Genomic DNA, 7,950 nt, shown 5'->3' on the forward strand with positions numbered 1-7,950 from the left:
TAGTTTTGAACTTCTGCAACAACGTCTAGTAAGTCTGGTGGTAGATCGTTCAGTTCTGATATTAGCTAATATTGATGGTCGTACTCAGTTAGTATTGTTCGATGGTAATGACTTTGATATAGTAAAAGACTTTGAAGTGGAGTTGGAAAATATTGGTGATTTTGATGTTGAGAACTTAGAGTTTGTGGACTTTGAGGATGATGATGAGGATGATGATGGTGACGAGGACGATGGTGACTTTGACGACTTTGACGATGATGATGAGGACTTTGACTTTGACGACGAGGACGACTTTGACGATGATGATGATGGAATAGAAATTAACGCCAGCGTTTTACAATCATTAGGTGTCACAGCAGAAACTTTTACCAGCATAAATATTACTGCTGATATTACCCAACAAGTTCAAGAAAGTTTCTTGATTTTTGAGTCAGAAACTTTCCCTAGTTTAGAAGTTCTGCAACAACGACTAGCAGTGCTAGTAGGTCAAAGTCCGGTTCTACTATTAGCTGAGATTGAAGGTACGATTGAGTTAGTCTTTTTCGATGGTAATGAATTTGAGACACTCACAGAAATAGAAATCGAAAATATTAGTGATTTCTCTATTGAAAGCTTAGACTTGTTTACACCATTCGATCTTGCAACAGAGCAGCTAGAAATAGATATTGATATACTAACAGAACTTGATGTCACATTAGAAAATTTCACTAGCATCAATATTGCTGCTAACTTTAACCAACAAGTGCCAGAAAATTTCTTGATTTTTGAGGAGGAAAGTTTTGCTAGTTTTGAACTTCTGCAACAACGTCTAGTAAGTCTGGTGGTAGATCGTTCAGTTCTGATATTAGCTAATATTGATGGTCGTACTCAGTTAGTATTGTTCGATGGTAATGACTTTGATATAGTAAAAGACTTTGAAGTGGAGTTGGAAAATATTGGTGATTTTGATGTTGAAAACTTAGAGTTTGTGGACTTTGAGGATGATGATGATGAGGACGATGATGGTGACGAGGACGACGAGGACGATGGTGAGGACGATGACAATGATGACAATGATGACGATGACAATGATGACAATGATGACAATGATGACAATGATGACAATGATGACGATGATGATACCCCAGATGTCAATGTTGTCATCAGTAACTCAGATACAACAATTGTAGTCAACAGTGAAGTTGAAACCGTAATTCAGTTCAATTCCATAGAGGAAGCTGGTGCTACTATTGCTGGCTTTAGTGAGTCAGACTCATTATCGTTCAATTCTCCACAGTTTGGTAGTTTCACTAATACAAACTTCAGCAGTACAGTTGTCACTGAGTCAAGCACCAATGTTGATATCCAGAACCAAACTTTACTGGTTGTTGAACAACAAATTGACTCAATAGAAGAAGTACAAGCACTGCTAGCTAGTTTACAAGCAAATAGTCCCGTATTTGTTCAATACACTAATTCAGCAGGTAATACCGTACTAGCGTTTGCACAAAGTAGCACTCAAGTAGAAATTGTTAGTCGGTTTACATCTCAAGTAGAGCTAACTCAAACTAACTTTAACTTTACTCAAGTAACCACGGCAACTGCGGGAACACAAATTGATGCTAATTCAGTCGATACTATTTTCTTCAATTCACTGGTAGAAGCTAGCATTATTAGCAACTTTAATATACAAACAGATCGACTTCAGTTTCAAAGAGGAATATTTGGAACTTTCCGTAACAGTACCTTCACCCAGGTGACTGTAGACGAGTCAAGCACAATTGTTTCTAGTAACGTAGGTCTAATTGAATTAACTCAAGAATTTACTTCTCTAACAGAAGTAGAAACACGTTTACAGGAACTTAATGTTAACAATAGTGGTGTATTTGCTACTTACGTTAATGCAGACAATGAAACTGTGCTGACTTTCTTCCAAGGAAACAGTTTAGAAATAGTCGCCACCTTTGATGTAGAAATCGACCTAGATGTGAGTAACTTTACTTTTGCTGGTATCGGAGGTGGAGATACGGACGACTTCATTGTTGGTACTCCAGGTCAAGATATTCTCAATGGTTTCGGAGGAGATGATACCATACTAGGTCTTGGTAGTAATGATACCCTCCGTGGTGGTGATGATAACGATCTGATTACAGGCAACGGTGGTAGCGATCGCATGAATGGTGGTGATGGAGAAGACACTCTCAACGGTGGTTTTGGTAACGACTTTATCCTGGGAGGTGCTGATAACGATCTCTTGATCGGTCGTCCTGGGTTTGATATAATGCTTGGTGGTGATGGTGATGATACCCTCCGTGGTGGTATCGGACGCGATCGCATGAATGGTGGAGTTGGTAACGACGTACTAACTGGTGGAGCAAGTATTGACCGCTTTATTTTCAACACGAATGAAGAGTTTACTCAAGCAGATGTAGGTACAGACGAAATTACTGATTTTGTTGTAGGACAAGATATTATTCTGCTGGATCAAAGAACTTTCACTGCTCTTACAAGTGTTCAAGGTGAAGGATTTAGTGTTGCAACAGAGTTTGCAGTAGTTACCAGTGATGCAGCGGCGGAAAATTCTACTGCATTTATTGTCTATAACAGTCAAAACGGTAACTTGTTCTATAATGCTAATGGTAGTGCTGCTGGTTTAGGTACGGGTGCTAATTTTGCTACCTTAACTAATAATGCACAAATTAGTGCTGATGATTTCTTCCTACGTTAACTAGCTATCAGCTATCAGTAGCTTGGGGTTAAAATCCTCTATGGTAGGGGCGAATGGCCATTCGCCCCTAAAGAGTTTTGGGTGTGATGTGAACTCATCAATCTGAAAAGTCTTGTATCATTAACAGGACTTACGCATGAGGTACGAAAAACTAGGATTTGAGATTGCTTAAGAGTCGGTCGCAATGACGGAAATACATTGTACTGCGTAAGTCCTAATTAATTTGGGGTGTTTATGACCAGAAAACGTTTAATTATTGAAATGGGAATGGGTGTAGACCAACATGGCCAGGAGCCAACAGTTGCTGCAGCTAGAGCTGTCAGAAATGCCATTGCTCATAATGCTTTGCCTGGTGTGTGGGAAGTAGCAGGTTTAAGTCATCCCAATGAAATGATTGTAGAAGTACAGGTGGCTGTACCTTACCCGGAACAGGTACGGGTAGAGGAGGTTTTAGCTGTATTGCCTTTTGGCCAGAAAAGTATAAGTGTCGAAGATGGGGGGATGGTGGTGCAGGGTCGAGCGATCGCTGAGTTGGACGATAAAAATGATGAGATGTTAATTGCGGTGGCCGCAGTTACTGTATTTGTCTCTCAATAAATATAGGATACGATCAAAATAAAAATCTGCTATGGTTGACTGCAAAACACATAGCAGATATATAAACTAGTTAGTTGAGGTTGCTATAACTTAGTTGAAATTCACAATTACTATTATTAATTGTTTTTGACAAAAAAACAATTAATTTTACCTATCTTTACTAAATCTTTAAATAACAAGGTCAAATTGTAAAGATTAGATGAAGATAGCTACATATCAACAAATATTGATATTTTTCTGAAGACAGAAAATATCATTTTCTGCTATAATATTAAGTGTTTTTGCTGTTGACAAATAAATACTTATATGATTATATTTCCGATATGATTATATTTCCGGTAGTATCAGTTATCTGAGGAAAAAGGAAACTTGGAACCTATTCTAGTTGTTTGTAGATAAATCTTTTTCAGAGTATTAACATCCCTAGATGAAATAGGAGGAGGTTCTGCCACCTGAGAATAATACATAACATCCGTTTTCTCAGGACTATGACCCCAAATACCCAAAGCATGACCAAACTCGTGACGAGCAGCAGCAGGCAAATATTTACCTACTTGCATAGGACTCAACCAAATCACAAAATTATGAGATAAAATACCATTCTCATCTCGATCTAACTGATAGCGAGTTTCTGCCGAACGTGCCCTTAATTTTCCTGGTGTCAAGGGAGGTCGCTTCTTAAAAATTTTAATATCAGCAACTTCTGGGTTATCTACCACTTGCAAAGGTAAATAAATATTCCATTCCCAAATAGCATCTACCACAGTCTTAACCCATTGACGAGACCGAGACTCATCATTATCAGAAGACTCGACATAAACCTTAATAGGAAAGTGCGACCAAATTAGATAACCTACATCCTGAACTTCAATTTCATCAAAATAATCACCACTATTACGAGGGTCTTGCCATTGCGCCAAAGTTTCTGGTAGAGGATAAGCTTTCAGAGGAGGTAAATCTTGAGGAGTAACTGCAGTGATAGGAGTTGAAAACAAAAAATAGAAAGCTACCATCCAAATAGCAAAACCGAAAAAAAAGAACCGCAAATAAACCGATACTATTCTGTTAATAAACATTAAACGCGAAAAGTTTTTGTTTGTAGTAGGGCTTTAGCCCTAAGTATAGATAGGGCTAAAGCCCTACTACAAGCTTTAATTATAACTTGATATACTGATAGCTGACGGCTGAATGCTTACATTCCTATAAACAAAGGTTGGCAGTATTAATTAAAAATTCAACTACCAACCTTCTCAATTTTGCCTTGGTTTTTATTGAGCGAATTTATCCTTCAGATGCAGTTTCAGTTTCAGTTTCCACGGTTTCAACATCCTCAGATTCTTGCATCATTGCTAGAGTTTTCTCCTTGTCTAACTTAAACACCAAAATACCCAAAGGAGGCAAACATAAATCCAAAGACTGTTGATAATTATGGAAATACCAATCATCAGTCCACTTACCACCCAAATTACCCATATTGCTGCCACCATAATTACCAGCATCGCTATTAAATATTTCAGTATAGAACCCTGGTTCAGGTACACCGATACGATAATGACTATGGGGTTGAGGAGTAAAATTACAAACCGCTACCACAAACTCTTTCCCATCTTTAGCGCGACGAATAAACGACACCACACTATGATTATTATCACTACAATCTATCCACTGGAAACCTTCCTCATTACAATCTTGTTCATACAAAGCAGGTTCAGAACGATATAACTGATTCACATCCCGGAAAAATCGTTTCATCCCTTGGTGAGCATCATGTTGGAGCAAATGCCATTCTAAATCTCCCCAAACATCCCACTCACCCCATTGAGGAAACTCCATCCCCATAAACATAGTTTTCTTACCAGGGTGAGTAAACATATAAGCAAACAACGCCCGGACATTAGCAAACTTTTGCCATTCATCCCCAGGCATCTTACCCAACATATGGCTCTTGCAATGTACCACCTCATCGTGAGACAGAGCTAACATATAGTTCTCACTGTGGTGATACCAAATACTGAAAGTAACATTATTCTGGTGGAACTGTCGGAACCAAGGGTCCATTTCAAAATAGTCAAGCATATCGTGCATCCAACCCATGTTCCACTTAAAGTTGAAACCTAAACCGCCAACATAAGTCGGCCAAGTCACCATTGGCCAGGCAGTAGATTCTTCTGCAATACAAAGAACGCCTGGATAATAACCAAAAATCAAGTGATTAACTTGACGGAGGAAATCAGCAGCTTCGATATATTCTACACCTCCATATTTGTTAGCAACCCATTCACCATCAGGTCTCATATAGTTGTGATAGACCATAGAAGCAACCGCATCTACCCTGAAACCATCAATGTGATACTTTTCAAACCAGAAAAGTGCATTTGTCACTAGGAAGTTACGGACTTCATTACGACCATAGTCAAATACTAAAGTACCCCATTGTTTGTGTTCGCCTTTGCGGGGGTCTGGATGTTCATAGAGGTGAGTACCATCAAAGAAAGCCAAACCATGTCCATCTTTAGGAAAATGTCCCGGTACCCAGTCTACAATTACGCCTATACCATTTTCATGGCATTTATCCACAAAGTACATGAAATCTTCAGCATTACCGTAGCGAGAGGTAGGAGCAAAAAATCCTGTAACCTGATAACCCCAAGAACCATCAAAAGGATGTTCTGCCACAGGCAACATTTCAATGTGAGTATAGCCCAAATCTTTAACGTAGGAAACCAAACGGTCTGCCAATTCTCGGTAGGTAAGAAAACGAGCATCTGGTCTAAGTTCCGAGACTTGAACTACACGCTCAGTTTCCCCATTTGGTAGTTTAGCAGGTTCAGCAGCAGAAGCATGAATCCAAGAACCCAGGTGGCATTCATAGACGGAAATAGGTTCAGTGAGAGGGTCGGTATGGCGACGTTTCTCCATCCATTCTTGGTCGTTCCAAGTATAGGAGTCTAGGTCAACAACAATGGAAGCTGTTTTGGGCCTTACTTCCTGTTGGTAACCATAGGGGTCGCTTTTTTCGTAGATGTGTCCTTCCCAGTTTTTGACCTCATACTTATAGTGTTCTCCAGGGCCAATATCAGGAATAAATAGTTCCCAAACTCCTGTGTGTCCTTTACGCATTTGGTGTTTACGACCGTCCCAATGGTTGAAGTCTCCTAAAATTGAAACATTACGAGCATTGGGTGCCCAAACAGCAAAGTAGACTCCTTTGACTCCGTTAACTTCTGTGATATGTGCCCCTAGTTTTTCGTAGATGCGGTGATGGTTTCCTTCTCCAAAGAGTTGAAGGTCGAAGTCTGTCAGTTTCGGAGAGCGGAAAGCGTAGGGGTCATAGATGACTCGTTCGTGTTCTCCTTCTTTGATTTTCAGTTGATAGTTGGCCAGTTCCGGGGTGTCGATAGTACATTCAAAGAAATGAGGGTTATGGACTGACTGCATTGGGTATTCTTCCCGGTCTGTCGGGGAGATGACTGAGACAGTTTCGGCATTTGGTTGGTAAGCTCGGATTACTGTCACAGTTTTGCCATCTTGTTCTATCTGATGGGCACCGAGGACTTCAAAGGGGTCGTGATGATGATTCCAAACTATTTGGTTAACTTGATCTACAGAAATTGTCATTTTTGTCAATATATTTTTGTTAACAATTAATTAACAATGCCACAATATGGGGAAGGTATGCTAGTCGATGATGCCCGACTGTCACCTTTTTACCATGACAAGTGCTTCTGAAACGATTAATAGTTATGAAACACTTTGTTTCATTTCATACAATTAATAAGTATACAAATATGTAGCTCTAGAGGGGTATGATAATCAAGTGTCAGTATTTATATGCCATGAGTCACAAAAAAAGAATATAAATTATATCATTTTCGTCTGAAAAGTTATCATTTCTTTCTCTGTTCTGCTTCCTTAAGTGCCAATTCAAAAGTTATTACATATATTATGACTACCAGTTTTCAGAAAGATAGAACACACTTGTAAGAACTACAACCTTTGTCGGGACGTTCCATGTAATTCCTGCTGTAGTCTACCTAAATAAAAACTGTTATAAGTAGTTATGCAAAGAGGAATTTCCTAGTTGAGGGAGACACTCATACAAGAGGGGATAGACAAAATCTGTAATTAACTTGGCATAGCTACTTAGCAATCCTCAATAGATTGTTATCAATTAAATAATATAGCGTTTCTCAGCCTAATGAGGTACACATATCTTTATTTATTTGTATTCTATTCCCTGTTCCCTAAAACCAAGGAATGCGCGTACCTCACGCTTCTTGGGAATTGCTATAACTAAACTGCTATATTAGTATGACGATTTAATAGTTTGAGCCTCAAAATTTTTGACCAGGAATTAAAATTATCTGATATAATAATAAAATTTTTGCCATAAATAAGAAGGTAGTGAATAGAAGTAAAATCATCAATCAAATAGTTGAGAAGCTAATATATATTAAAAATTTTAATTTTAATTTGAGCAAGAAATTAAAAAATATACTCAAGAGTAAATACTATTGTATTTTGTAATTATTATAGATGTGAGTATTAGGTCAACTATACATCGTCGCGGTCATCGACGCCCGCGGGCTCCTCTCGCCGGAAGAATCAAGAGGCGTCGATGTCCTCAACGGAATCGCCTACGATCC

Annotated in this window: 4 protein-coding genes; 2 read left to right on the forward strand and 2 right to left on the reverse strand. The window is 38.8% G+C overall.

Annotated elements, in window-relative coordinates; genetic code table 11:
• Together F6K22_RS18640 and F6K22_RS18645 are read left to right on the forward strand one after the other, a co-directional pair.
• Window positions 1-2,707 (forward strand): calcium-binding protein (locus tag F6K22_RS18640; RefSeq protein ID WP_293100910.1); only part of this gene is annotated, 2,707 nt, incomplete at its 5' end.
• Window positions 2,708-2,941: 234 nt separating this feature from the next.
• Entirely contained in the window at window positions 2,942-3,304 is a 363-nt protein-coding gene (locus F6K22_RS18645) for a Lin0512 family protein (RefSeq protein ID WP_293100913.1), read from the forward strand.
• Between the two features lie 344 nt (window positions 3,305-3,648).
• Here the strand turns inward: F6K22_RS18645 and F6K22_RS18650 are convergent, their stop codons facing one another.
• Window positions 3,649-4,317, reverse strand: coding sequence for a matrixin family metalloprotease (locus tag F6K22_RS18650; protein WP_293100956.1), 669 nt, complete (start codon window positions 4,315-4,317; stop codon window positions 3,649-3,651).
• Between the two features lie 268 nt (window positions 4,318-4,585).
• Window positions 4,586-6,922, reverse strand: a complete 2,337-nt coding sequence (gene glgB / locus F6K22_RS18655; protein ID WP_293100959.1) for a 1,4-alpha-glucan branching enzyme — start codon at window positions 6,920-6,922, stop codon at window positions 4,586-4,588.
• Window positions 6,923-7,950: the final 1,028 nt, after the last annotated feature.

Source organism: Okeania sp. SIO2F4 (assembly GCF_010672385.1).
Taxonomy (GTDB): domain Bacteria; phylum Cyanobacteriota; class Cyanobacteriia; order Cyanobacteriales; family Microcoleaceae; genus Trichodesmium.